The 22,342-nt window shown below is 69.3% G+C and carries 19 protein-coding genes; 17 read left to right on the forward strand and 2 right to left on the reverse strand.

Annotated features, from left to right (window positions below; all coding sequences use genetic code 11):
- Positions 1-226: 226 nt before the first annotated feature.
- Positions 227-358 carry a keywimysin-related RiPP gene (locus ACFWF2_RS19215; RefSeq protein ID WP_379308782.1) on the reverse strand — a complete coding sequence of 44 codons (132 nt, stop codon included), beginning with the start codon at positions 356-358 and terminating at the stop codon, positions 227-229.
- A gap of 1,027 nt (positions 359-1,385) precedes the next feature.
- Here ACFWF2_RS19215 and ACFWF2_RS19220 point away from each other — a divergent pair.
- The 16 genes from ACFWF2_RS19220 to ACFWF2_RS19295 all read left to right on the forward strand — a co-directional run bounded on the left by ACFWF2_RS19220 (position 1,386) and on the right by ACFWF2_RS19295 (position 20,632).
- On the forward strand, positions 1,386-3,611 hold the full coding sequence (locus tag ACFWF2_RS19220; RefSeq protein ID WP_379308783.1) for a SulP family inorganic anion transporter: 2,226 nt from the start codon (positions 1,386-1,388) through the stop codon (positions 3,609-3,611).
- 240 nt (positions 3,612-3,851) lie between these two features.
- Complete coding sequence (locus ACFWF2_RS19225; protein WP_379308784.1) at positions 3,852-6,086, forward strand: SulP family inorganic anion transporter; 2,235 nt, start codon at positions 3,852-3,854, stop codon at positions 6,084-6,086.
- Between the two features lie 32 nt (positions 6,087-6,118).
- Entirely contained in the window at positions 6,119-6,595 is a 477-nt protein-coding gene (locus ACFWF2_RS19230) for a TIGR02611 family protein (RefSeq protein WP_379308785.1), read from the forward strand.
- Positions 6,592-7,203: a (2Fe-2S)-binding protein gene (locus tag ACFWF2_RS19235; RefSeq protein ID WP_379308786.1), complete on the forward strand. Its 612-nt coding sequence runs from the start codon at positions 6,592-6,594 to the stop codon at positions 7,201-7,203. The genes ACFWF2_RS19230 and ACFWF2_RS19235 overlap by 4 nt, the downstream gene beginning before the upstream one ends.
- A gap of 207 nt (positions 7,204-7,410) precedes the next feature.
- Positions 7,411-9,477, forward strand: coding sequence for a threonine--tRNA ligase (gene thrS / locus ACFWF2_RS19240; protein WP_379308787.1), 2,067 nt, complete (start codon positions 7,411-7,413; stop codon positions 9,475-9,477).
- A gap of 70 nt (positions 9,478-9,547) precedes the next feature.
- Complete coding sequence (locus tag ACFWF2_RS19245; RefSeq protein WP_189023853.1) at positions 9,548-10,150, forward strand: HIT domain-containing protein; 603 nt, start codon at positions 9,548-9,550, stop codon at positions 10,148-10,150.
- Between the two features lie 5 nt (positions 10,151-10,155).
- Positions 10,156-10,836, forward strand: coding sequence for a phosphatidylinositol phosphate synthase (pgsA, locus tag ACFWF2_RS19250; RefSeq protein ID WP_379308788.1), 681 nt, complete (start codon positions 10,156-10,158; stop codon positions 10,834-10,836).
- A complete protein-coding gene (locus ACFWF2_RS19255; protein WP_379308789.1) occupies positions 10,833-11,756 on the forward strand; it encodes a phosphatidylinositol mannoside acyltransferase in 924 nt (307 codons plus the stop codon). The genes pgsA and ACFWF2_RS19255 overlap by 4 nt, the downstream gene beginning before the upstream one ends.
- Positions 11,753-12,877: a glycosyltransferase family 4 protein gene (locus tag ACFWF2_RS19260; protein ID WP_379308790.1), complete on the forward strand. Its 1,125-nt coding sequence runs from the start codon at positions 11,753-11,755 to the stop codon at positions 12,875-12,877. Before ACFWF2_RS19255 ends, ACFWF2_RS19260 begins: the two co-directional genes overlap by 4 nt.
- Positions 12,877-13,923, forward strand: coding sequence for an NUDIX domain-containing protein (locus ACFWF2_RS19265; protein WP_379308798.1), 1,047 nt, complete (start codon positions 12,877-12,879; stop codon positions 13,921-13,923). Before ACFWF2_RS19260 ends, ACFWF2_RS19265 begins: the two co-directional genes overlap by 1 nt.
- Positions 13,924-13,988: 65 nt before the next feature.
- Positions 13,989-15,200 carry a winged helix DNA-binding domain-containing protein gene (locus tag ACFWF2_RS19270; RefSeq protein WP_379308791.1) on the forward strand — a complete coding sequence of 404 codons (1,212 nt, stop codon included), beginning with the start codon at positions 13,989-13,991 and terminating at the stop codon, positions 15,198-15,200.
- 150 nt (positions 15,201-15,350) lie between these two features.
- Positions 15,351-16,271 (forward strand): pyridoxal 5'-phosphate synthase lyase subunit PdxS, encoded by a 921-nt coding sequence (gene pdxS / locus ACFWF2_RS19275; RefSeq protein ID WP_378847483.1) that lies wholly within the window; start codon positions 15,351-15,353, stop codon positions 16,269-16,271.
- 134 nt (positions 16,272-16,405) lie between these two features.
- Entirely contained in the window at positions 16,406-17,140 is a 735-nt protein-coding gene (locus tag ACFWF2_RS19280; RefSeq protein ID WP_189023839.1) for a sulfite exporter TauE/SafE family protein, read from the forward strand.
- A gap of 76 nt (positions 17,141-17,216) precedes the next feature.
- Positions 17,217-17,999: an inositol monophosphatase family protein gene (locus ACFWF2_RS19285; protein WP_379308792.1), complete on the forward strand. Its 783-nt coding sequence runs from the start codon at positions 17,217-17,219 to the stop codon at positions 17,997-17,999.
- Positions 18,000-18,026: 27 nt separating this feature from the next.
- On the forward strand, positions 18,027-19,973 hold the full coding sequence (locus tag ACFWF2_RS19290) for a nucleotidyl transferase AbiEii/AbiGii toxin family protein (protein ID WP_379308793.1): 1,947 nt from the start codon (positions 18,027-18,029) through the stop codon (positions 19,971-19,973).
- A 161-nt stretch (positions 19,974-20,134) separates the two neighbouring features.
- Positions 20,135-20,632: a hypothetical protein gene (locus ACFWF2_RS19295; RefSeq protein ID WP_379308794.1), complete on the forward strand. Its 498-nt coding sequence runs from the start codon at positions 20,135-20,137 to the stop codon at positions 20,630-20,632.
- A 74-nt stretch (positions 20,633-20,706) separates the two neighbouring features.
- Here the strand turns inward: ACFWF2_RS19295 and ACFWF2_RS19300 are convergent, their stop codons facing one another.
- Positions 20,707-21,321, reverse strand: a complete 615-nt coding sequence (locus ACFWF2_RS19300) for a hypothetical protein (protein ID WP_379308795.1) — start codon at positions 21,319-21,321, stop codon at positions 20,707-20,709.
- A 79-nt stretch (positions 21,322-21,400) separates the two neighbouring features.
- Between ACFWF2_RS19300 and ACFWF2_RS19305 the strand changes: the two genes are divergently transcribed.
- Positions 21,401-22,222: an acyl-CoA thioesterase gene (locus ACFWF2_RS19305; RefSeq protein ID WP_379308796.1), complete on the forward strand. Its 822-nt coding sequence runs from the start codon at positions 21,401-21,403 to the stop codon at positions 22,220-22,222.
- Positions 22,223-22,342: the final 120 nt, after the last annotated feature.

Here is a 22,342-nt window from a genome sequence, read left to right on the forward strand (position 1 = left end):
ACTACTCGCGCTGCGGGTCCTACCGCGTGCATGATTGGTCGGTCTCGACAATCTCCGACTATCATCGGCCGGCCTGACGGGTGTTCGGCCAATATTTGTCCCCATGGAATCAGACGCCTGGCGATGCCCGATCCTGCCTCGTTGTCGGGAAGGACGACGAATCCTGTCCGAGCATCGCCAGTCATCTGCTAACCCCCTATTATTCGAGCTCGGGTACGGTGTCGAATCAGATCATTCCCCGACGCCCGACCAGCAAGTCGGACATCGTCGTGAAAAGCCCGCCGGTCAGCGTCCGGAACTCCCCGCACTTGGCGACAGCCGGCTTCTCGTACACCTTCTTGTCCGAGTTCTTTTCCATTTCTATTTCCCTTCCTTTTCCTCGCACTCCCCTTGGAGGCGGTCTCATCCCGCGCCGAATCTACTCGACTCGGAAGCTCGACTGAAGAATCAGCGAATTTGTCGACTCGATCCGGATCAAATGAACGTCAGGGAAGGGGGCGATTCAATCGCCGATATATCAGCTGTCGCAAAAAGGTTGCACAGCCATAGTCTATTTTGCCATCCGGCGCCGGATCGGGCATCGACAAGAATTCATCCTTCGTCGCGTACCGCAGTGCTTTCGGGCAATAATGCCGAATCATCCCCCTTGTGCCGACTGGCGTTTCCATCCCCGATCACCATTTTGCTGTGCAGTCCGCAGCCCGTCAAGTAGTAAGCCAAGAAAATTACTCTCGAGTGTGCTCCCGGGGGCTCCGGAGCAGATTATCCCTGGCTGGCGGCACAATCGCGGAGTGAGACCGTGTCGCAACGGCCGCCGATCCTGCGGCGGCAACCGGCTGCGGCGGGTGGCGCTGGGGGGACCGGGGTGTGGTCCGTCTACGCGGCAGGGGTGGTGTGCCGTGCCTGGAGCCGCGGTGCCGTCAGCGTGTACAGCCCGGAGAAGAAGAGGGTGGCGAGAGGGATCGGGGGGAGGGCCGAGGTTGCGGTGAAGGTGGTGACGAGCCATCGATGGGCTCGTCGGACCCGGGTGATGTTCATCGAGAACCCCTTTCGCTGTACCAGTCGATGGAAACGATGGTTCCACTGCACGGCTGATCGGGGCTTCTCGATTCCGGATCGTTTGGGCTGGTCGGCGGCATGGCCGAGCCGCGTCGGGCACGACGTATTGCGTGTGGCGCACGTCACAGTTGAGTCGCGATTCGTCCCATTCGCCTCGAGGGCTTTCCCTACGCTTGGGTAATTCTTTACTGTTGGCCCGACCCTGTGTCTCGGGTCGGTTCTCTTCGAGCAGTGCCGCACTTCCGCCGTTCGCTCGCAGCTCAGCATCAATTGCCAGTGCATGTTCGACCGATGAACCGGGCGCCAGTCCGCCCCGGCGAAGGAGAATGATGACCGACAATGATCCTGGCCCTACCGCGGCGGCAGTGCGCCCGCTGTCGCGCGTCTCGCTGAAACTTGTTCTCCAGCATGATCTTCCGGCATCCGTCGTGGTCTTTCTCGTCGCGTTGCCGTTATCGCTGGGTGTGGCGCTGGCCTCCGGCGCGCCGGTCGTCGCGGGGCTCATCGCCGCGGCCGTCGGTGGCGTCGTCGCCGGGTTGCTCGGCGGTTCGGCGGTGCAGGTCAGCGGGCCGACCGCCAGTCTCGCCGTCGTCGTCGCGGCCGCCGTGCAGCAATTCGGCTGGGCCGCCATGTGTTTCATCACCGTCGGAGCGGGCGTGCTGCAGATCCTGTTCGGGCTCAGCCGGATCGCGCGCGCCGCGCTGGGCATCGCGCCGGTTGTGGTGCACGCCATGCTCGCGGGGATCGGCGTGATCATCGCGCTGCAGCAGGTACACGTGCTCCTCGGCGGGGCGACGGTGAGCTCGCCGTGGGCGAGTATCGCCGCACTCCCGCAGCAGGTGATGTCGGTGCAGAAGGGTGACCTGTTCGTCGGACTGCTGGTGATCGCGGTGCTGATCGGGTGGCAGTTCCTGCCGCGCGGGGTGCGGGTGGTGCCCGGCCCGCTGGTCGCGGTGGTCGTGGCGACGGTGGCCTCGCTGGTGCTGCCGTTGACGGTGGAACGGGTGCGCCTCGACGGCTCGCTCCTCGACGGCATCGGCCTGCCCGCGCTGCCGCACGGCGGCTGGCTGCCGATCGCGCTCACCATGCTCACCGTCGCGCTCATCGCCAGTGTGGAGACCCTGCTCTCGGCCGTCGCGGTCGACAAGATGCGACCCGATCAGCGCACCGACTTCGACCGGGAACTCCTCGGCCAGGGTGCGGCCAACATGGCCTCGGGCGCACTCGGCGGCCTGCCGATCGCGGCGGTCATCGTGCGCAGCATCACCAATGCCAACGCCGGGGCCCGCAGCAGGGCCGCCACCGTCATGCACGGCTGCTGGGTGCTGGTGTTCGCGATCGCGCTGGTCGGCCTGGTCCGGCAGATCCCGACGGCGGCGCTGGCCGGGCTGCTGGTGCTGATCGGGGTGCAGCTGGTGAAGCTGGCCCACATCAGGCGGGCCCGCCGCACCGGCGACATCTACGTCTACCTCGTCACCGTGATCGCGGTGGTGTCGCTGAACCTGTTGCAGGGCATGGTGATCGGGCTGATCGCCTCGTTCGCGCTGCTGCTGTGGCGGGTCGTGAAATTCACCATCGCCGCGACGCCGCGCGCCGACGGGACCTGGCTGGTGCGCATCGCGGGCACCTGCACCTTCCTGGCCGCGCCCCGGCTCACGGCCGAACTGGCGAAGGTGCCCGCCGGCGTGGACGTGACGGTCGAACTGAGCGTCGACTTCCTCGACCACGCCGCCTGCGAACTGCTCTCCGAATGGGCCGACGCTCGCGAATCAGGCGGCAGCGCAGTCGATTTCGTGGAACTCGGCACCGCACGCATGGCCCGTGCCAACGACGGACCGCCCGAACACGGGCACGCGCGCAAAGCGGTCGACGAGGCCATCCGGCCGTGGCGGCGCAGCGGCGGCGTCGACCCGATCGCCGCGGGCATCGCGGCCTACCACCGCGGGCACGCGCATCTGATGCGTCCGCACCTGGCCGGGCTGCGGCACCGGCCCGATGCCGACACCTTCTTCCTCACCTGCGCCGACGCCCGCGTCGTGCCCAACGTCATCACCAACAGCGGCCCCGGCGACCTGTTCACCGTCCGCAATGTCGGCAATCTGGTGCCGGTCGGCGGCAGTGACGTCTCGGTGGAAGCGGCGCTGATCTACGCGCTCGACAAGCTCGACGTGCGCTCGGTGGTGGTGTGCGGACACAGTGGCTGCGGTGCGATGGAAGCGCTGTACGCGCAGGTGCAGGCCGGTCCGGGACTCGACGACTGGCTGGCCAATGCCCAGCCGACGCTGGCGGCGTTCCACAGCGGCCATCCCGTCGCCGAGGCGGCGCGGCTGGCGGGCTTCGGCCCGATCGACCAGCTGGGCATGGTGAACGTCGCCAGGCAGGTGCAGACGCTGATCGACTACCCGGCGGTGCGCAGCGGCATCGTGGAGCGCGGCGTCGCGGTGTCGGGGTTGTTCTTCGACCTGGCGACCGCGCGGGTGATCGAGGTCACCGTCGACGGGATCGCCGAATTCGACGACACCCGAAGCGATGTCGCGGCCGAGCCGGTGTGAGGCGGGTCTGATGTGGGTCACACCACAGCGGGCGTGCGCTTATGGCGACACCCACTCTTCTTGCGGCACACTGGTTTTGCCAAGTCTTTACCAATACTGTGGTGACACCCTGACCCGGTTCGTCGTCGCCCCCGGGACTCCCGTGCTTCATCGCTGGCAGCTACTCCACGGTCCGCGGACCGTCCACGACACGTTGATCATCCATCGACTACGGCCGCGCCGAGTCGACGAAGGAGAACCATGTCTGTTGCGAACGACCTAGCTCCACCCGCCGCACCGGCGTCGCCGACGCCCGACCCCGCGCCGTCCTACTGGCGTGACACGGTATTGCGCCACGATCTGCCCGCCTCGATCGTGGTATTTCTCGTCGCCCTGCCGCTCTCGCTCGGCATCGCGGTCGCCTCCGGCGCTCCGGTCGCGGCGGGCCTCGTCGCCGCCGTGATCGGCGGTATCGTCGCCGGTCTGTTCGGTGGATCGATGCTGCAGGTCAGCGGCCCCGCGGCGGGCCTGACCGTCGTCGTCGCCGAATCCATTGCCCAATTCGGCTGGCGTGTCACCTGTTTCATCGTCGTCGGTGCCGGGCTGCTACAGATCCTGTTCGGGCTGAGCCGGATCGCGCGCGCGGCGCTGGCGGTCGCCCCCGTGGTGGTGCACGCGATGCTCGCGGGCATCGGCATCACCATCGCGCTGCAGCAGATCCATGTGCTGCTCGGCGGCTCCTCGCACAGCACCGCCTGGCGCAACCTGATCGAGCTGCCGGGACAGCTGATGTCGCTGCACGGTGGCGACGTGCTCGTCGGCGCCCTCGTGATCGCGGTGATGCTCGGCTGGAAGTACATGCCGCCGAAGCTGCGCGCGGTGCCCGGCCCGCTGGTCGCCGTCGTCGCGGCCACCGTGCTCTCGCTCGTCCTGCCGGCCGAGGTGGAGCGCATCGTGCTCAGCGGCTCGCTCTTCGACGCGCTGCAGCTGCCCGAACTGCCGTCGGGGAACTGGTCGGCGGTCGCGATGATGGTGCTCACCGTCGCGCTCATCGCGAGCGTGGAAAGCCTGCTGTCGGCCGTCGCCGTGGACAAGATGCATACCGGCCCGCGCACCGGGTTCGACCGCGAACTGATCGGTCAGGGCTCGGCGAACGTATTGTCCGGCCTCGTCGGCGGCCTGCCGATCACCGGCGTGATCGTGCGCAGCGCGACCAATGTGCAGGCGGGCGCGCGCAGCAGGGCCTCGGCGGTCATGCACGGCTGCTGGATCCTGCTGTTCTCGGTGGCGCTGGTCGGCCTGGTCGAGCAGATTCCGAAGGCGGCGCTGGCCGGCCTGCTCATCGTCATCGGCATCCAGCTGGTGAAGCTGGCCCACATCCGGCTGGCCCGGCGCACCGGCGACCTGCTGGTGTACCTGGTCACCGTGCTCGGCGTGGTGTTCCTGAACCTGCTCGAAGGCGTGATCATCGGGCTCGGACTGGCTTTCGGCCTGCTGCTGTGGCGGGTCGTGCGGGTGCAGGTCTCGGCGGCGCCGCTGCCCGACGGTGCGCGCTGGCTGGTCCGGATCGACGGCTCGTGCACCTTCCTGGCCCTGCCGAAGCTGTCGGCCGAGTTCGCGAAGGTGCCCGCAGGCGCCGATGTCACCGTGGAGATGACGGTCGACTTCCTTGACCACGCCGCCTTCGAGGCCATCGAATCCTGGCAGCATCAGCAGGAAAGCGGCGGTGGCCGCGTCGATTTCGTGGAGATCGGCAGCGCCAAGATGGCCGACACCACCGGCGCTCCGCCCGCTCGCGGCTTCGGGCGCGCGACCTGGGACGAGCTGCTCGGCCCGTGGCGGCACCAGAAGTCCGGCAGCGACGCGCTCAACGCGGGCGTCGCGGCCTTCCATCGCAGCCACGCCCACGTGGTGCGCCCGCACCTGGACGGGCTCCGCGACCGGCAGGACCCGGATTCGTTCTTCCTCACCTGCTCGGACTCGCGGATCGTGCCCAACGTGATCACCTCCAGCGGTCCCGGTGACCTGTTCACCGTCCGCAACGTGGGCAATCTGGTGCCGACCAGCGGCGACGATTCCGTCGAGGCCGCGCTGGTGTTCGCGCTGGAGGAGCTGGCGGTGCGCTCGGTCGTGGTCTGCGGGCACTCGGCCTGCGGCGCGATGAAGGCGGTGTACTCCGGGGCCGACGCCGACGGCGGGCTGAGCTCCTGGCTGCGCCACGCCGAGCCGAGCCTGCACCGGTTCCGGGCCGACCACCCGGTCGCGCTGGCCGCGCGAGCGGCCGGTTTCGACGAGACCGACCAGCTGAGCATGGTCAACGTCGCCGTGCAGCTCGAGACGCTGCATCGCCATCCGGCGGTCCGTCGCGCGGTGGCCGAGCGCGGGGTCGAGGTGTCGGGGCTGTTCTTCGACATCGCGGGCGCGCGGGTGATCGAGGTGACCGTCGACGGTGTGCGCACCATCGCCGACCGGGACGAGGTCCCCGTCACGGTGTGAGCGGCGGCGTCGGCGGCTCGTAGGCTGGAACGATGATGAGCAAGCCGACCGCCGACACCTCCGATGCCCCGGCGGATTCCACCGCCGGGGCATCGGCGGGCAAGCCGGTCTTCGCAGAGCGCTGGCGCGCCTTCCGGGCGAGCATCGAGCACCGCCCTACCCTGAACGTCGGCTACCGCATCGCCGTCGGCGTGTTCGGTGGGCTGGTGCTGCTCGTCGGGATCGTCACGATCCCGTACCCGGGGCCCGGCTGGGCGCTGGTGTTCGCGGGGTTCGGCATCCTGGCCACCGAGTTCGTCTGGGCCCATCACACGCTGACGTGGGTGCGCGGAAAGTACCGGATCGTCATGGACTGGTACACCTCGCGCGGGTGGACGATCAAGATCCTCGGCGCGGTGGCCACCTGCGCCCTCGTCCTGGCGACGCTGTGGCTGCTCGGAACCTTCTCGTTGGTGGCAGGGTGGATCGGAGTCGATTGGCCATGGTTGCGCAGTCCCCTGATGTCGTGAGCATCGTCCCAGGACACCTGCTCACCGATCCCGCGTGGGTCTCGGCCCGGATCGGCGAGATGAGCCGCTCGTGGGGTACCGAGACGCCGCGCGTCGGCGGCACACTGTGGTGGTGCATGGTCGCCTCGGCCCTGGTCGATCAGATCACCAGCGCCTACGCGGCCGGAACGCCCGCCCCGATCGCCGCGCTCGACGAGCTCGACTGCGAGGTCAGACCCGATGGGGGAGTCGAGCGTGTGCGGTTCCGGTCGACCGTGGTCCTCGACGACGCCGCCGAGGCCGTCGGCACCGCACTGCGCGAGACATTGACGGCAGTGATCCTGCAGGTCGCCGCCGTTTCCGGAGCGGGCGTGCCCGCACTCTGGGCCGTCGTCACCGACGCGATCGGCAACCGGGCGCTCGACGCGGGCGACCAAGCGGCCGGAACCAGGCTGGCGGGCGAAATCGGTGCCCGCCTGCTCGCCCCCCGGTTCGTCACCGTCGGCGAGCGCACCTTCGTCAAACGCCTCTCCTGCTGCCTGGTCTACGAGGTACCCGGCTGCGCCATGTGCACCAGCTGCCCGAAACGCCCCCAAGCCGAGCGCGCCGCCCTGCTGGCCCAGGCCTGACCTCTGCGTAGCCGCTGATTTCGTGAGCACATGGGTAACTCACCGGGTACGGGCGAACACAACGCCAACCTCACCGTCGGCCGCCCGCGAGAGGTGACGCCTATCCTGAGCCCGGCCATAATTCGCGGGGAGGCGGAACAGTAGGATCGTGCCTGCAACCGGGCGGGGACAGCCCCGCCGGACCCAAACGTCAAGGAGAGCATCCCCGTGACCACCTCTGCACCCCTCAGTCCTGTCGCCCTCGTCCGGGTGCCGGCCGGGACTACCGTGGGCGCGGCGGTGCGGGAAGCGGGCCTGCCGACCAAGGGACCGGACACGATCGTGGTGGTCCGCGACGCCGAGGGCGCGCTCAAGGATCTGTCCTGGATCCCCACCGAAGACGTCGAGGTCGAGCCCGTCGCCGCCGACTCCGAGGACGGCCGCAGCGTGATCCGGCACTCGGCCGCGCACGTGCTGGCCCAGGCCGTGCAGCAGGAGTTCCCCGACGCCAAGCTGGGCATCGGCCCGCCGATCAAGGACGGCTTCTACTACGACTTCCGCGTCGACCGGCCCTTCACCCCCGAGGATCTGGCCAAGCTGGAATCCCGGATGAAGAAGATCATCAAAGGCGCGCAGCGCTTTTCGCGTCGCGTCGTCGAGATCGACGAGGCCAAGGTGGAACTGGCCAAGGAGCCGTTCAAGCTCGAGCTGATCAGCGACAAGTCCGGCATCGACGACCCGGAGATCATGGAGGTCGGCGGCAACGAGCTGACCATCTACGACAACCTGGACCCGCGCACCGGCGAGACGATCTGGGGCGACCTGTGCCGCGGCCCGCACATCCCCACCACCAAGTTCATCCCCGCCTTCAAGCTGACCCGCAGCTCCGCCGCCTACTGGCGTGGTGACCAGGACCGCGAGGACCTGCAGCGCATCTACGGCACCGCCTGGGAATCGACCGAGGCGATGGACGAGTACCTGCATCTGCTGGCCGAGGCCGAGCGCCGCGACCACCGTAAGCTGGGCCTCGAGCTGGACCTGTTCAGCTTCCCCGACGAGCTCGGCTCTGGCCTGCCGGTGTTCCACCCCAAGGGCGGCATCATCCGCAAGGAGATGGAGGAGTACTCGCGGCAGCGCCACATCGACGCCGGCTACGAGTTCGTCAACACCCCGCACATCACCAAGGGGCATCTGTTCGAGGTCTCCGGTCACCTGGACTGGTACAAGGACGGCATGTTCCCGGCCATGCACCTCGACGCCGAACTCAACGAAGACGGCACCGTGCGGAAACCCGGCCAGGACTATTACGTCAAGCCGATGAACTGCCCGATGCACAACCTGATCTTCCGCTCGCGTGGCCGGTCCTACCGTGAGCTGCCGCTGCGGATGTTCGAGTTCGGCTCGGTGTACCGCTACGAGAAGTCCGGCGTGGTCCACGGCCTGACCCGCGTGCGTGGCATGACCCAGGACGACGCGCACATCTACTGCACCAAGGAGCAGATGCACGCGGAGCTGACCAGCACCCTGCAGTTCGTCCTCGGACTGCTGAAGGATTACGGTCTCGACGACTTCTACCTCGAGCTGTCCACCAAGGACCCGAAGAAGTTCGTCGGCTCCGACGAGCTGTGGGAAGAGGCCACCGAGACCCTGGCCAAGGTCGCCGAGGCCTCCGGGCTGGATCTCGTGCCCGACCCGGGTGGCGCCGCGTTCTACGGCCCGAAGATCTCCGTACAGGTCAAGGACGCGCTGGGCCGTACCTGGCAGATGTCGACTGTCCAGCTCGACTTCAACCTGCCCGAGCGGTTCAACCTGGAATACACCTCCTCCGACGGCACCAAGCAGCGTCCGGTGATGATCCACCGCGCCCTGTTCGGCTCGATCGAGCGGTTCTTCGGCGTGCTCACCGAGCACTACGCCGGCGCGTTCCCCGCCTGGCTCGCGCCGGTGCAGGTCGTCGGTATCCCGGTCGCGGAAAACTTCGCCCCGCACCTGGATTCGGTGATCGAGCGGCTGCGGGACGCGGGCGTGCGTGCCCAGGTCGACCGCAGCGACGACCGGATGCAGAAGAAGATCTTCAACCAGACCGCGCAGAAGGTGCCGTTCATGCTGCTGGCGGGCGCGCGCGACGTGGAGGCGGGCGCGGTGAGCTTCCGGTTCCGCGACGGCAGCCAGGTCAACGGCGTTCCGGTCGACGACGCGGTCGCCACGATCCTGACCTGGGTCGGCAACCGCGAGAACGCCTCGCCCACCGCCGAGGGGTTCGAGGTCGTCAGCGCGGCGAAGGCACAAGCATGAGCGGTCAGCGCCCGGAGGCGGTAGCTTGCGTGACCACGCAGGGCGCCCGCTCATGCCGAAAGGATGCAGCATGAGTGAGAGCATCGCCTCGGAGGCCGGTTCGATCGTCGACACCGGCGCCGGTCAGCCGGACCGGCTGCAGCGGCTGTGGACGCCGTACCGGATGTCCTACATCACCGGCGAGGTGAAGCCCAAGGACGCCACCGGGCACCCGTTCACCGACATCCCCAAGATGTCCGACGAGGACGGCCTGATCATCGCCCGCGGTGAACAGGTCTACGCGGTGCTCAACCTGTACCCGTACAACCCGGGTCACATGATGGTGGTGCCGTACCGCCGGGTCGCCGACCTGGAGGATCTGACGCCCGCCGAGAGCGCGGAGCTGATGGCCTTCACGCAGCGGGCCATCCAGGTGATGAAGCGGGTCTCGCGGCCCGCCGGATTCAACGTCGGTCTCAATCTCGGTGGGGTGGCCGGTGGTTCGCTCGCCGACCACCTGCACCAGCACATCGTGCCGCGCTGGGGCGGGGATGCGAATTTCATCACCGTGGTCGGCGGAGTGAAGGTGATGCCGCAGCTGTTGCGCGAGACGCGGCAGCTGCTGGCGGAGGCATGGGAGGCGCACACCGCAGCCGATCGGGTGCGGGTGTCCCGCGGGTCGCAGGAGGAATAACAACCGTGCTCAGCTTCTTCGGCCGCCAGACGTTTGCGAAAGCGACTGCGCCGCTGGGCAAAGCGCTCGTCGGTACCGGGCTGACGCCGGACGCGATGACACTGATCGGCACCACCGCGACGATCGCGGCCGCGGTGACGCTGTTCCCCTCCGGGCACCTGTTCTGGGGAACGATGGTCATCTGGCTGTTCGTCATGTTCGACATGCTCGACGGGGCGATGGCGCGGGCCCGCGGTGGCGGCACGAAGTACGGCGCGGTCCTCGATGCCACCTGTGACCGGGTGGCCGACGGCGCGATCTTCGGCGGCCTGGCCTGGTGGGCGGTCTACCACGAGCACAGCAAGCAGCTGTTCGCGGCGACGCTGGTCGTGCTGGTCACCTCGCAGGTGATCTCGTACGCGAAGGCGCGCGCCGAGGCCAGCGGGCTCTCGGCCGACGGCGGGCTGATCGAACGCCCGGACCGGCTCGTCATCGTGCTGGTCGGCACCGGGCTCACCGGCATCGGCGGGCAGTGGGGCATCGAGTGGCTCACCGCGGCCGTGTATGTGGCGATGTGGGCGCTGGCGGTGCTGAGCATCATCACGGTGTTCCAGCGCGTGCTGGCGGTCCGCAATTCGCCGGGCGCGCGGACCGTGATCCCGCCGGCGCCGCAGCATCCGGACACGACCGGAGGTGCGGCGTCGTGAGCCTCACCGAACGGTTGAGCGACTGGGGGTACGCCGCGGGCTGGCGGATCGTGCGTTCGGCGCCGGAAGGCCTGGTGCGCAAGGTCTTCGATATCGGCGCCGACCGTGCCGTCAAGGGCGGCGGGCCGGAGCAGCTGCGGCGCAACCTCGCCCGCGTGCTCGGGGTCGGCCCGGAGCAGGTGCCCGCGGAGCTGATGCGCGCGAGTATGCGCTCCTACGCCAGGTATTGGCGCGAGGCGTTCCGGCTGCCGAGCATGGACCACAGCACTGTCGACTATTACGTCGACGGTCTCGAACACCTCGACGCGGCCCTGGAGCGGGGCCGCGGCGTCGTCTTCGTGCTGCCGCACTCGGGGAACTGGGACATGGCCGGTGTGTGGCTGGTGCAGCACTACGGCACCTTCACGACCGTGGCCGAACGATTGAAACCGGAGTCGCTGTTCGAGCGGTTCGTCGCCTACCGGGAGAGCCTCGGCTTCGAGGTGTTCCCGCTGACAGGTGGTGAGCAGCCGCCGTTCGGGCAGCTCGCGGACCGGTTGCGGCAGAACCGGATCGTCTGCCTGATGGGCGAGCGCGACCTCACCGGCAAGGGCGTGCCCGTCGACTTCTTCGGCGAGCGCACCTGGATGCCCGCGGGTGCGGCCAAGCTGGCGATCGAGACCGGCGCCGCCCTGATCCCGGTGCACGCCTGGTTCACCACCGAGGCCGACGGCACCGAGGGCTGGGGTCTGAAAACCTGTACGCCGGTGGATGTCTCCGGTGGCGTGGCCGCCGCGACGCAGGGGCTGGCCGACGTGTTCGCGGCGAACATCGCCGCGCACCCGGCCGACTGGCACATGCTGCAGCCGCAGTGGGCGGCCGACCTGTCGCCGGAACGGCTGGCGCGGATCACGGCGAACCAGGGAGGTGGCGCGCGGTGAAGATCGGCATGGTGTGCCCGTACTCGTTCGACGTTCCCGGCGGCGTGCAGGCCCATGTGGTCGAACTGGCCAGGGTCTTCCTCGAACGCGGCCACAAGGTGAGCGTGCTCGCACCCGCCTCCGACGACACCCCGCTGCCCGATTTCGTGGTGTCGGCCGGGCGCGCGGTGGCGATTCCGTACAACGGGTCGGTGGCGCGGTTGTCGTTCGGCCCGATGGCCTACACCCGGATCCGGCGCTGGATCGACAGCAACGACTTCGACGTGCTGCACATCCACGAGCCCAACGCTCCGAGCTTGTCCATGCTGGCGCTCAAGATCGCCGAGGGCCCGATCGTCGCCACCTTCCACACCTCGACCACGAAGTCGTTGGTGCTGAGCACCTTTCAGGGTGTGCTGCGGCCATACCACGAGAAGATCAACGGCCGGATCGCGGTGTCGGAGCTGGCAAGGCGCTGGCAGGTCGAGGCGCTCGGTTCGGACGCGGTGGAGATCCCCAACGGGGTCGACGTCTCCGCGTTCGCCCGCGGTCCGCTGCTCGACGGGTACCCGCGCGCGGGCAAGACGGTGCTGTTCCTCGGCCGCTACGACGAACCGCGCAAGGGCATGGATGTGCTGCTCGGCGCGCTGCCCACGCTCACCGAACGCCATCCCGGCGTGCAGATCCTCATCGTCGGCCGCGGTGACGAGGACCGGCTGCGCCGCGAGGCGGGCGAGCACGCGGGGCATCTGCGTTTCCTCGGCCAGGTCTCCGACGCGGAGAAGGCCGCCGCGATGCGCAGCGCCGATGTGTACGTCGCGCCGAATCTGGGCGGCGAGAGTTTCGGCATCATCCTGATCGAGGCGATGGCCGCGGGCACCCCGGTGGTGGCCAGCGAGCTCGACGCGTTCCGGCGCGTGCTGCGCGACGGGACCGCGGGCATGCTCACCCCGGTCGGTGACTCCGCCGCGCTGGCCACCGCGATCGACACCGTCCTCACCGACGACACGGCCCGCGAGCGGCTGGTGCGTACCGGCACCCAGGTGGTCGCGGGCTACGACTGGCCGGTGGTCGCCGAGCAGATCCTGCGGGTGTACGAGACCGTCACCGTGGGCGACAACAGGGTCAGGGCAGCCGGATGATCACTTTCTCCGCGACAACGGTCCTCGTTCTCGGGCTGATCGCGCTGCTCGTGCTCGCACTCGGCGTCTGGGCCTACTCGACGGCCAACCGGCTCGACCGGCTGCACGTACGCTCCGACCAGTCCTGGCACGCCCTCGACTCGGCCCTGGCCCGGCGTGCCGTGGTGGCGCGTGCGGTGGCGATGGCCATCGCCGGTCCGGTGAGCACCGATCCGCGCCGCGCCGAGCGGGCCGCCCAGCTCGCGGCACTGGCCGACCGCGCCGAACGCGCCGACCGTGGTGACCGCGAGACGATCGAGAATCAGCTCTCGGCGGCGTTGTCGCTGGTCGACATCGACCAGCTGCGGCCCCAGCTCGTGGCCGAGCTCGCCGACGCCGAGGCCAGGGTGCTGATCGCGCGCCGCTTCCACAACGACGCCGTGCGCGACACCCTCGCGCTGCGGACCCGGCGCCCGGTGCGGGTGCTGCACCTCGGCGGTACCGCGCCGCTGCCGCACTACTTCGAGATCACCGAACGGGCGACGCCCGCCGCGGCCACCGGCCTCGAGGTGAACACCACCCGCACCTCGGCGCGGGTGGTGCTGCTCGACGAGCAGGACCGGGTGTTGCTGCTGCGCGGCCACGATCCGATGCTGCCCGAGGTCGCGTTCTGGTTCACCGTCGGCGGCGGGGTCGAGCCGGGGGAGAGCCTGCGTGATGCCGCGGTCCGCGAGATCCACGAGGAGACCGGTCAGCGGGTCGATCCGGCGGCGCTGCGCGGTCCGCTGTGGCGCCGGGTCGCGGTGTTCCCGTTCAACGGTGAACTCATCCGGTCCGAGGAACTGTTCTTCGCCCTGCGTGCCCCGCGCTTCGAATGGCGTCCGGCCGCGCTGAACGCGCTGGAGCGCCGCACCATCACCGACCACCGCTGGTGTGCCCCCACCGATATCCGTGCCCTCGACGACAAGGGCGAAGCGGTGTACCCGTATCACCTCGACGAACTGCTCGCCGAGGCCGTGACCGTGGCGGCGGACGACACCGAGCACGTGGTGCGCTCGATCCGCTGACCTGCGGATCAACCGGTGCGTGGCGGGCCGGTTTCACCAGAGAGGCGACGATCGGGAGGCGATCGGTGGCAGCTCGGAAATGTACCGCCGAGATCGGCGAGGTCATCGGATTCCGGCTTCGCGCGCATCATCTCACCGCGCGGCGACCGGCCGACGACTTACTCGCGGTGGCCGGTGCGTGCGGAATCCAGAACAGTCCGCCGGGTTCGGCGCTGTCGGCCCTGCACGCCCGCGTCGAGGACGTCACCGCCGAGCGTGTCGATCACCTTGTCGGCGAGGAGAAGTCGCTGCTGCAGACCTGGTGCATGCGCGGCTCGCCGTACTTCTTCCCGACCGCCGACGCCCCCGTGTTCACCACCGGCGTCCTGCCGACCACCGAAACGGCACGGCGGCATCTGATCCGCGGCATCGGGCAGGCGCTGGATACCCTCGGTATGGGCCTCGACGAGGTGGTGGACCGCACCGCCGCGCAGCTCGGGCCGGTGCTCTCCCGGCGGGCCATGGCGATCACCGAACTCGGTGAAGAACTGGCCGCGCGCATCGCGGACACACTGCCGCCCGCCCAGCGAACGCACTGGCGGGCCGCCGGACCCTACGGCGCGAACCAGCCGCTGGGCGAGGCGGTCGTGCACTTCTGCCTGCGCATCCACACCCTGCGCGGCCTCGTCTGCCTGGCGCCGCGTGTCAAGAACACCGCGCCGTTCGTCCTGCTCGGCGACTGGCTCGGCACGCCACTGCCGCACACGGATCCCGCCGCCACCCGCGCGACCCTTCTGCGCCGCTACCTGCGGTGTTACGGACCGTCGACACGCAAGGATTTCGCCGCCTGGCTCGGCATCGACGCCGGTGACGTGGACCCGTGGTGGACCGGCGTGGCAGACGAGCTCACCCCGGTCGAGTTCGGCGGCGGCCAGGCGTGGATCCACACCGACGATCTGCCCGCCCTGCACTCCCCGCCCACCGTGCACGGGGTGCGGCTGCTGCCACCGAGCGATCCCTACACCCAGATGCGTGATCGGAACACCATCGTCGACCCGAAACATCAACGCGCAGTGTGGAAGACCGTCGGCGCACCCGGCACGGTGCTGGCCGACGGCGTCATCACCGGAATCTGGCGGCCACGTAAGAAGGGGCGCACGCTGACGCTGACCGTCACGCCCTTCCGGTCGATGAGCTCCCGGCTCCGCACACAGCTGCGTGCGGAGGCGGCGGCTGTTGCGGCATTGCGCGGCGCCACGGACGTCCACGTCGAGTTCGACGCGTCCGGTCCGGGCTGAGACGCGGGCCACTCGAGCAGGCCAGCGGCGGGCGTGACGCGCATCGCCGCAGGTCGTGGCAAGGCCAGTGGAGCCCAACTGGCTATGAAGGTCGATTTCGGACGGCTCTAGAATCGACGGTGTCCATAACGAGCGACCTGATTGGCGCACATGACACAGGAGACAGCCGTGACTACGCCTGAGACCACCAACACCGTCGGCACCGCCCGCGTGAAGCGCGGCATGGCCGAGATGCTCAAGGGCGGCGTGATCATGGACGTGGTCACCCCGGAGCAGGCCAAGATCGCCGAGGATGCCGGCGCGGTGGCCGTCATGGCGCTCGAGCGGGTCCCGGCCGACATCCGCGCCCAGGGCGGCGTCTCCCGGATGAGCGACCCGGACATGATCGACGGCATCATCTCCGCCGTGTCCATTCCCGTGATGGCCAAGGCCCGCATCGGCCACTTCGTGGAGGCGCAGATCCTGCAGAGCCTCGGCGTCGACTACATCGACGAGTCCGAGGTGCTCACCCCCGCCGACTACGCCAACCACATCGACAAGTGGAACTTCACCGTCCCCTTCGTCTGTGGCGCCACCAACCTGGGTGAGGCCCTGCGCCGCATCACCGAGGGCGCGGCCATGATCCGCTCCAAGGGCGAGGCCGGCACCGGCGACGTGTCCAACGCGACCACCCACATGCGCACCATCCGCGCCGAGATCCGCCGCCTGACCTCGCTGTCCGAGGACGAGCTGTTCGTGGCCGCCAAGGAACTGCAGGCGCCGTACGAGCTGGTCCGTGAGGTCGCCCAGACCGGCAAGCTGCCGGTCGTCATGTTCACCGCCGGTGGCATCGCCACCCCCGCCGACGCCGCGATGATGATGCAGCTCGGCGCCGAGGGCGTGTTCGTCGGCTCCGGCATCTTCAAGTCGGGCAACCCCGAGCAGCGCGCCGCCGCCATCGTCAAGGCCACCACCTTCTACGACGACCCGGACGTGCTGGCCAAGGTCTCGCGCGGCCTGGGTGAGGCCATGGTCGGCATCAATGTCGAGGAGATCCCGCAGCCGCACCGCCTCGCCGAGCGCGGCTGGTGACCGCCTGCTAGCCTCCTGATCGACGGGCGCCCCGAACTCTTCTCGGGGCGCCCGTTTTTCGTTGCTGCCCGGCGGTCCCCATGGCGGCACAGCCCTGGGATTGGTCCCAGGTGGACGTACCGTACAGTCGGTCTGTGACCGCGCTCGACTTCTTCTTGCTGGTCGTCGCGGGATTCTTCACCGGCCTGGTGGGGTTCGTCACCGGGATGGCCTCGATCGTCTCCTATCCGGCGCTGTTGGCTGTCGGGTTGCCGCCGGTCGCGGCCAATGTCACCAATACGGTCGCGATGGTGGCCGTCGGGGTGGGGGCGACGGCGAACTCGGGGCGCGAACTCACCGGGCGTGGCGCCACACTGGTGCGCTGGGCGGTGCTCTCGGCGATCGGTGGGCTGCTCGGCGCGCTCGCGCTGCTGGTGGCGCCCGCCGGTGCGTTCGAGCTCGTCGTTCCGTTCCTCGTCGCCGCCGCCTCGATCGCGCTGCTGGTGCAGCCGCTGGTGCGCCGCCATGTGGGCGAACTGAACGCACCGTGGATCGTGCCCGCCGGCATCGTGCTCATCTCCGTCTACGGCGGGTACTTCGGCGCCGGGGCAGGCGTGATCTACCTGTCGATGATGCTGCTGTGCACGTCCGAATCACTGTGGAGCGCATCGGTTCTCAAGAGTTTCCTGCTCGGCATCGCGAATCTGGTCGCCGCGGTCGGCTTCGCGGCCTTCGGTCCGGTGCACTGGTGGGCGGCGCTGGCGCTGGCGCTCGGCGCGCTGGCGGGCGGATGGTGTGGGCCGCCGGTGGTCAAGGTGATCCCACCGAACCTGCTGCGGGTGAGCGTCGGTGTCGCGGGGCTGGGGCTGGCAGTGTACCTGGCGCGCTGATCCCGCCGGACCGATCGAGATGTGACCGGTACGTGTTCGCCCGCTGGCGACCTCGCGCGCCCGTACCGTGGAGACGGTGCACCACACCGATGTTGAAATCGCTATCCACGCAACAGAAGTCGCTTCGGAAGTAATCCGGTCCGCGTTTCACGGACCAGTCACCCGGTATGAAAAAGTTGGCGATGATTTCGCCACCCAGGCCGACCTGGCCGCGGAGAAGGCCATCCTCGATGTGCTGGCCGCCTCCTGTCCCGGCGACCGCTTCCTGGCCGAGGAATCGGGGGTCAGCGGGGCGGTAGGCAGCGACCGCACCTGGATGATCGATCCCCTCTGCGGCACCCGGAATTTCGCGGTCGGCACGCCGTCGGTCGCGGTGAACGTGGCCCTGCGGACCGGTTCCACCGTCACCGCCGCCGCGGTCGGAGCTCCCTTCGCCGACGAGGTGTTCTGGACGGCCGGTCAGGGCGCCCACCTACGTGCCGACGGACACGATCAGCCGCTGCTACCCCAGGCCGACAGCCACCTCGTCGACGTCGATCTCGACCACCCCTTTCCCTGGTCGAGCCCCGCGAGCCTGTTCGACGCCCCCGGATTCGCGGGGGAATTCCATCCCCGCGTCCTGTCCACCTCGCTGGCCCTGGCCTGGGTCGCTGCCGGGCGCCGCGCCGCCTACATCACCGGTGGAGACCTGCGCGACAGCGTCCATTTCACCAGCGCCATCGCCGTCTGCCAGGCCGCGGGCTGCGTGGTCACCAACCTGGCCGGGCAACCCCTGCATACCGAACCACACGGGCTGATCGCCGCCGCCGACCCGGAAACCCACGCCCGCCTCGTCGCCGCGATCGCCGCCCTGCGCTGATCCGCGAGGCCGTGTGACGATGGGCGGGTGAGCACAGACGTCGACTTCCACGGCACCTTCGAAGTGCATCTGACCGTTCGCGCCGCCGACGCGGAAACCCTGGCGGCCGCCGAGGCTTTCGCGGTGCGCCGGGAGATGAAGTTCACCCACATCGTCCTCGCGCGCGGCCGTGTCGCCGATCAGCCGATGCTCACACTGCGCCGGACCGGTGACCTCGCACCGGTGGCCGAGGCGGCCGCGGCGGCGGCGCGGGAACTGGCGGCCGCCGGACTGCCGGTGATCCGGACGAAGATCGAGGTCCACCCGTGGGGGCGGGGTGTGCCGGTGACCGACAAGGAGGGCCGGGCCAGGGGGCCGCATCGGTACTTCGAGCACCACCTCAAACTTCTGCTACCCCCGGATACCGCCGTGGCGGCGGTCGTGGCGGCCTGTGCCGGGCACAACGCGCATGTCTCGGCCAATGCCAGGCGAACCCGATCCGACGGACGCGTCGAACGGTTCGTGACGCAGCGGTGCCGCGCGGTCGGCAGACACACCTCCGGCACTCGATTGCAGCTGCTGGAGCTGGTACTGCTGGAGCACGGCTACGAGGTGCTGTCGCGGGAACACGAGTACGTCGTCTACGACAGCGACGAATCGGTGGACGACGGCTGGCTGGACGGGGACCTGCCACCGGCGCAGCCGATCCCGTGGGAGCACTTCCGGCTCGGACCGTGGCTTGGTGAGCAGCAGTGGGTCCCCGGTCATGCGCCGCCGGCGGCCGAGGGATTCCCGCCGACGTTGGTTCCGGTGGTCGGCGACGGAGTCCGGCAGCGGCCGGTCTTCGACCCCTCGGTGCAGGATCGGCAGTACGGCATGCGTTTGAGCGAGCCGTATTTCGACGATCCGGCGGTCGCCGAGACCTGGCGCGCCGCGCGTCGCGTCGCGCTCGACCACGTGCTGGCCGCGGTCGCGGGCACCGCATGGGCGGAGCAGTTGATGGTGCGCGGCAGCGTGCTCCTGCGTGCCTGGTACGGCGCCGACGCGCGGGAACCGGGCGACCTGGACTTCGTTGTGCTGACACCGGATTGGCCGCTGCACGACGCGCGGACCGCGACCATGCTCGACGAACTCGCCGCGGCGGCGCAGCAGACCTCGGCGGCGGCCGGTGGGATCGTCCGTATCGAGGCCGACGGGGCCGTCGCCGACGAGATCTGGACCTATTGCCGCGTCCCCGGCCGCAGGCTCGTCCTGCCATGGCGCACCACCGAGGCCGCGATCCCGGGCGGAACCGTGCAGTTGGACTTCGTTTTCGGTGAAGACCTGCCCGAGCCGCCGGTGCGTACCGAAGTCGCCCGGATCGGCACCGAAGGCCCCGGCGCGCTGCTGTACACGGCAAGCCCGCGGCTGTCGCTGGCGTGGAAACTGTTGTGGCTGGCGAGCGACACCTACCCCGAGGGCAAAGACCTCTTCGACGCGGTACTGCTGGCCGAACGCGCCGAACTGCCGTTCGAGCTGTTCCGCGCCGTGATCTCGCCGCGCGCGCACGAACGCAGGCCGGTCGTGGACTTCCTCGACGTGGCGCACTGGGCCGCGAAGGCCGACTGGACAGAATTCGCCAAAGATCGTCCCGGAGTGGCCGACGATCACGACACCTTCGTCTGGCGTCTGCTCACCGCGCTCACCCGAACCAGCCGGGGCGATCTGGCCGCCGCCTACGACCGGTACGCGGCCGATTTCGCCGACTGGGCCGACCGCCTGCGCGGTGTGTACACCGACCGGGGGCTGACCGGTCTGGCCGCGGAGATGGACCGGCATCCGCGGCCCACGCTGTTTCGCCTTGTCGTGGTGCGTGAGGTCGTCGGGCGGGATCGTTGCTCGCTCACCGACGCCGCGGATCTGCTGGCGCGGTTGCCGATTCCCGAGGAATGCGAGCTGCCGACCCGCGTCGACCCGCACGTGATCGCCGCCGCATTGTCGGCCGCGCCCGCATGACGCGGACCACGCCTCTCACAGACCACCGCGACCCCCCTCTCAGAGTTTCCTCACCATCGCTGGGTAGCGTCCGGTGCCGTGGCATCGAGGCCTGCGTCGTGTGGCGCTGGTTCGTGCCGTCGCCCGGCAGGGCGAAGAGGACCCGACGTAAGGACGAGTGGATGAAGTTTGGTAGGACCGGACGTATCGCGATTGCGGGCCTGGCTGTTGTTGCGGCCCTGGGGCTGAGCGCATGCAGCGACGACAAGGGTGACAAGCCCGCCGCGAAAACCACCACCAGCGCCAAGGTTTCGACCTCGGCCGCCGCCAACCTGCCCGCGGTGCCGACCGTCGAGGAGCTCAACACGCAGCTCAACACCGCGCTGGATCCCTCGATCCCGAACGAGCAGAAGCTGGACTTCGTGCAGGGTGGCGCCGCCGATCCCGAGCTGCCGAACCGGTTGGCGCAGGCGGCCAAGGACGCCAATGTGCAGGTGCAGGTCACCGAGGTGACCTCCTTCGGCGAGAGCGTCAACGCCAAGGCCAACTTCACGCTCAACGGTCAGACCAATGTCGTCGACGTGCCGTTCGTGGCCGAGGACGGCAAGTGGAAGGTGCAGAAGTCGTGGGCCTGCGGCATGCTGACCAACCTCGGTCAGCAGTCGGTCGCCTGCGCCTGATCGCGTAGCACGGGGCCCCGGCCGGAATCCGTTCCGGCCGGGGCCCTTCGCGTATCCGGGTGTGCGGCAGCCGGTTACGTGCCGACCCGCAGCGCGGCCCGGTCGGGATGGTCCCAGCGCAGCGTCCACGTGGCTGCCTCGCGATGGCCGGCGGCGTGATCGCGCAGGGCGGGCAGCGTCCAGTGCTGATCGGGTGGGGTGCGGCGCAGCGCCGCCTGCTCGCTCAGTTCCAGGCACACGGTGAGGTCGAAGTCGAGGCCGCGGCCCAGCAGCATCGGTCCGGCCAGGACCAGTACCAGGTCGGCCTGCGCCGTGCGGACCGCCGCCCGCGCCGATCGATCGCGTTCCTCGTCCCAGAGGGCGGGCAGCCAGCGGCCGGACGACCGTAGTGCGTCCAGGATCTCGCGGCGCACCGCGTCGTAGTCGAACCAGGCTGTGCGATAGGACCATTCGTCGTCGCGCCCGTATTCCATCCGCAGCGACGCTGGCCGCACGAAGTCGTGCAGCGACACCACTTCCGCCGACCGGCCCCGCGTGCTCAGCGTGTCGCTGATCAGCCGGGCCAGCTCGACCGGCGCCGCGGCATCGGCGCCGTCGACGGCGAGCACGCGCCGCCCGGACAACTCGGTCAGCCGGTCGGCGACGATCCCCGCCATGGCAGCGGGGGAGACGGGCGTGTACGACGGCACCGCACTATCACAGCAAATTCCGCGGCGCGGCGCCGAGCCGGACAGACCGGGCGGTCGGCGACCGGATAATCTCGAGCGCATGGCGACTATCGAAGAGGCGCTCGAGATCGAGCAGCTGGAACGGGACATCTTCCGTGGTGCGGCCACCGAGTCCCAGCTGACGCGCACCTTCGGCGGTCAGGTGGCGGGCCGGGCGCTGGTCTCGGCGGTGCGGACCGTCGAGCACTCCTTCCAGGTGCACTCGCTGCACGGCTACTTCCTGCGGCCGGGCAACCCCGAGGAACCCACCGTCTACCTGGTGGAGCGCATCCGTGACGGCCGGTCCTTCTGCACCCGCCGGGTCACCGGCGTGCAGGACGGGCAGGCGATCTTCACGATGTCGGCGTCGTTCCATCGCGGCGACGAGGGTCCGGAGCACCAGGACGTGATGCCCGAGGTCGAAGGGCCCGACCTGCTGCCCGACGCCAGCGTCACCATGAGTCCCGAGCGGCTGTGGGCGATGCGGGAATGGGAGCACTGGGACATCCGCACGGTCCCGTCGGACCAGGTTGCCCAGCGCGAGGGCTACGTCTCCCAGCAGCAGGTGTGGTTCCGGTACCGCCACAAGCTGCCCGACGACCCGCTGTTCCACGTCTGCACCCTCGCCTACATGAGCGATATGACGCTGCTCGGCTCGTCGAAGGTGGCCCACCCCGGCGAACCGACCCAGGACGCCTCGCTCGATCACGCCATGTGGTTCCTTCGCCCGTTCCGTGCCGACGAATGGCTGCTCTACGACCAGTCCTCGCCCTCGGCCGGCTTCGGCCGCGCGCTCACCGGCGGCAAGATCTGGGATCGCGAGGGCAACCTGGTCGCCGCGGTCGTCCAGGAGGGTCTGATCCGGACGCCGCGCCACAAGTAGCGGTGCGCCGGACCCGTGCGGGGGGGCGCCCGCCCGGGACGGGTTTACTACGCCGGCGGGCGGGGTCACAGCACAACCGCAAGCGCAGAATAAACACCCCCCTGGCGGGGATATTGCGCA

It is taken from the genome of Nocardia sp. NPDC060259, assembly GCF_042728775.1.
GTDB lineage: Bacteria > Actinomycetota > Actinomycetes > Mycobacteriales > Mycobacteriaceae > Nocardia.

Coding starts and splice junctions, on each gene's coding strand:
- ACFWF2_RS19245 (WP_189023853.1), top strand. CDS start 9,548: ATGAGTGAGAGCATCGCCTCGGAGGCCGGTTCGATCGTCGACACCGGC.
- ACFWF2_RS19215 (WP_379308782.1), bottom strand. CDS start 358: ATGGAAAAGAACTCGGACAAGAAGGTGTACGAGAAGCCGGCTGTCGCC.
- ACFWF2_RS19230 (WP_379308785.1), top strand. CDS start 6,119: ATGATGAGCAAGCCGACCGCCGACACCTCCGATGCCCCGGCGGATTCC.
- ACFWF2_RS19225 (WP_379308784.1), top strand. CDS start 3,852: ATGTCTGTTGCGAACGACCTAGCTCCACCCGCCGCACCGGCGTCGCCG.
- ACFWF2_RS19220 (WP_379308783.1), top strand. CDS start 1,386: ATGATGACCGACAATGATCCTGGCCCTACCGCGGCGGCAGTGCGCCCG.
- ACFWF2_RS19305 (WP_379308796.1), top strand. CDS start 21,401: ATGGCGACTATCGAAGAGGCGCTCGAGATCGAGCAGCTGGAACGGGAC.
- ACFWF2_RS19295 (WP_379308794.1), top strand. CDS start 20,135: ATGAAGTTTGGTAGGACCGGACGTATCGCGATTGCGGGCCTGGCTGTT.
- pdxS (WP_378847483.1), top strand. CDS start 15,351: ATGACACAGGAGACAGCCGTGACTACGCCTGAGACCACCAACACCGTC.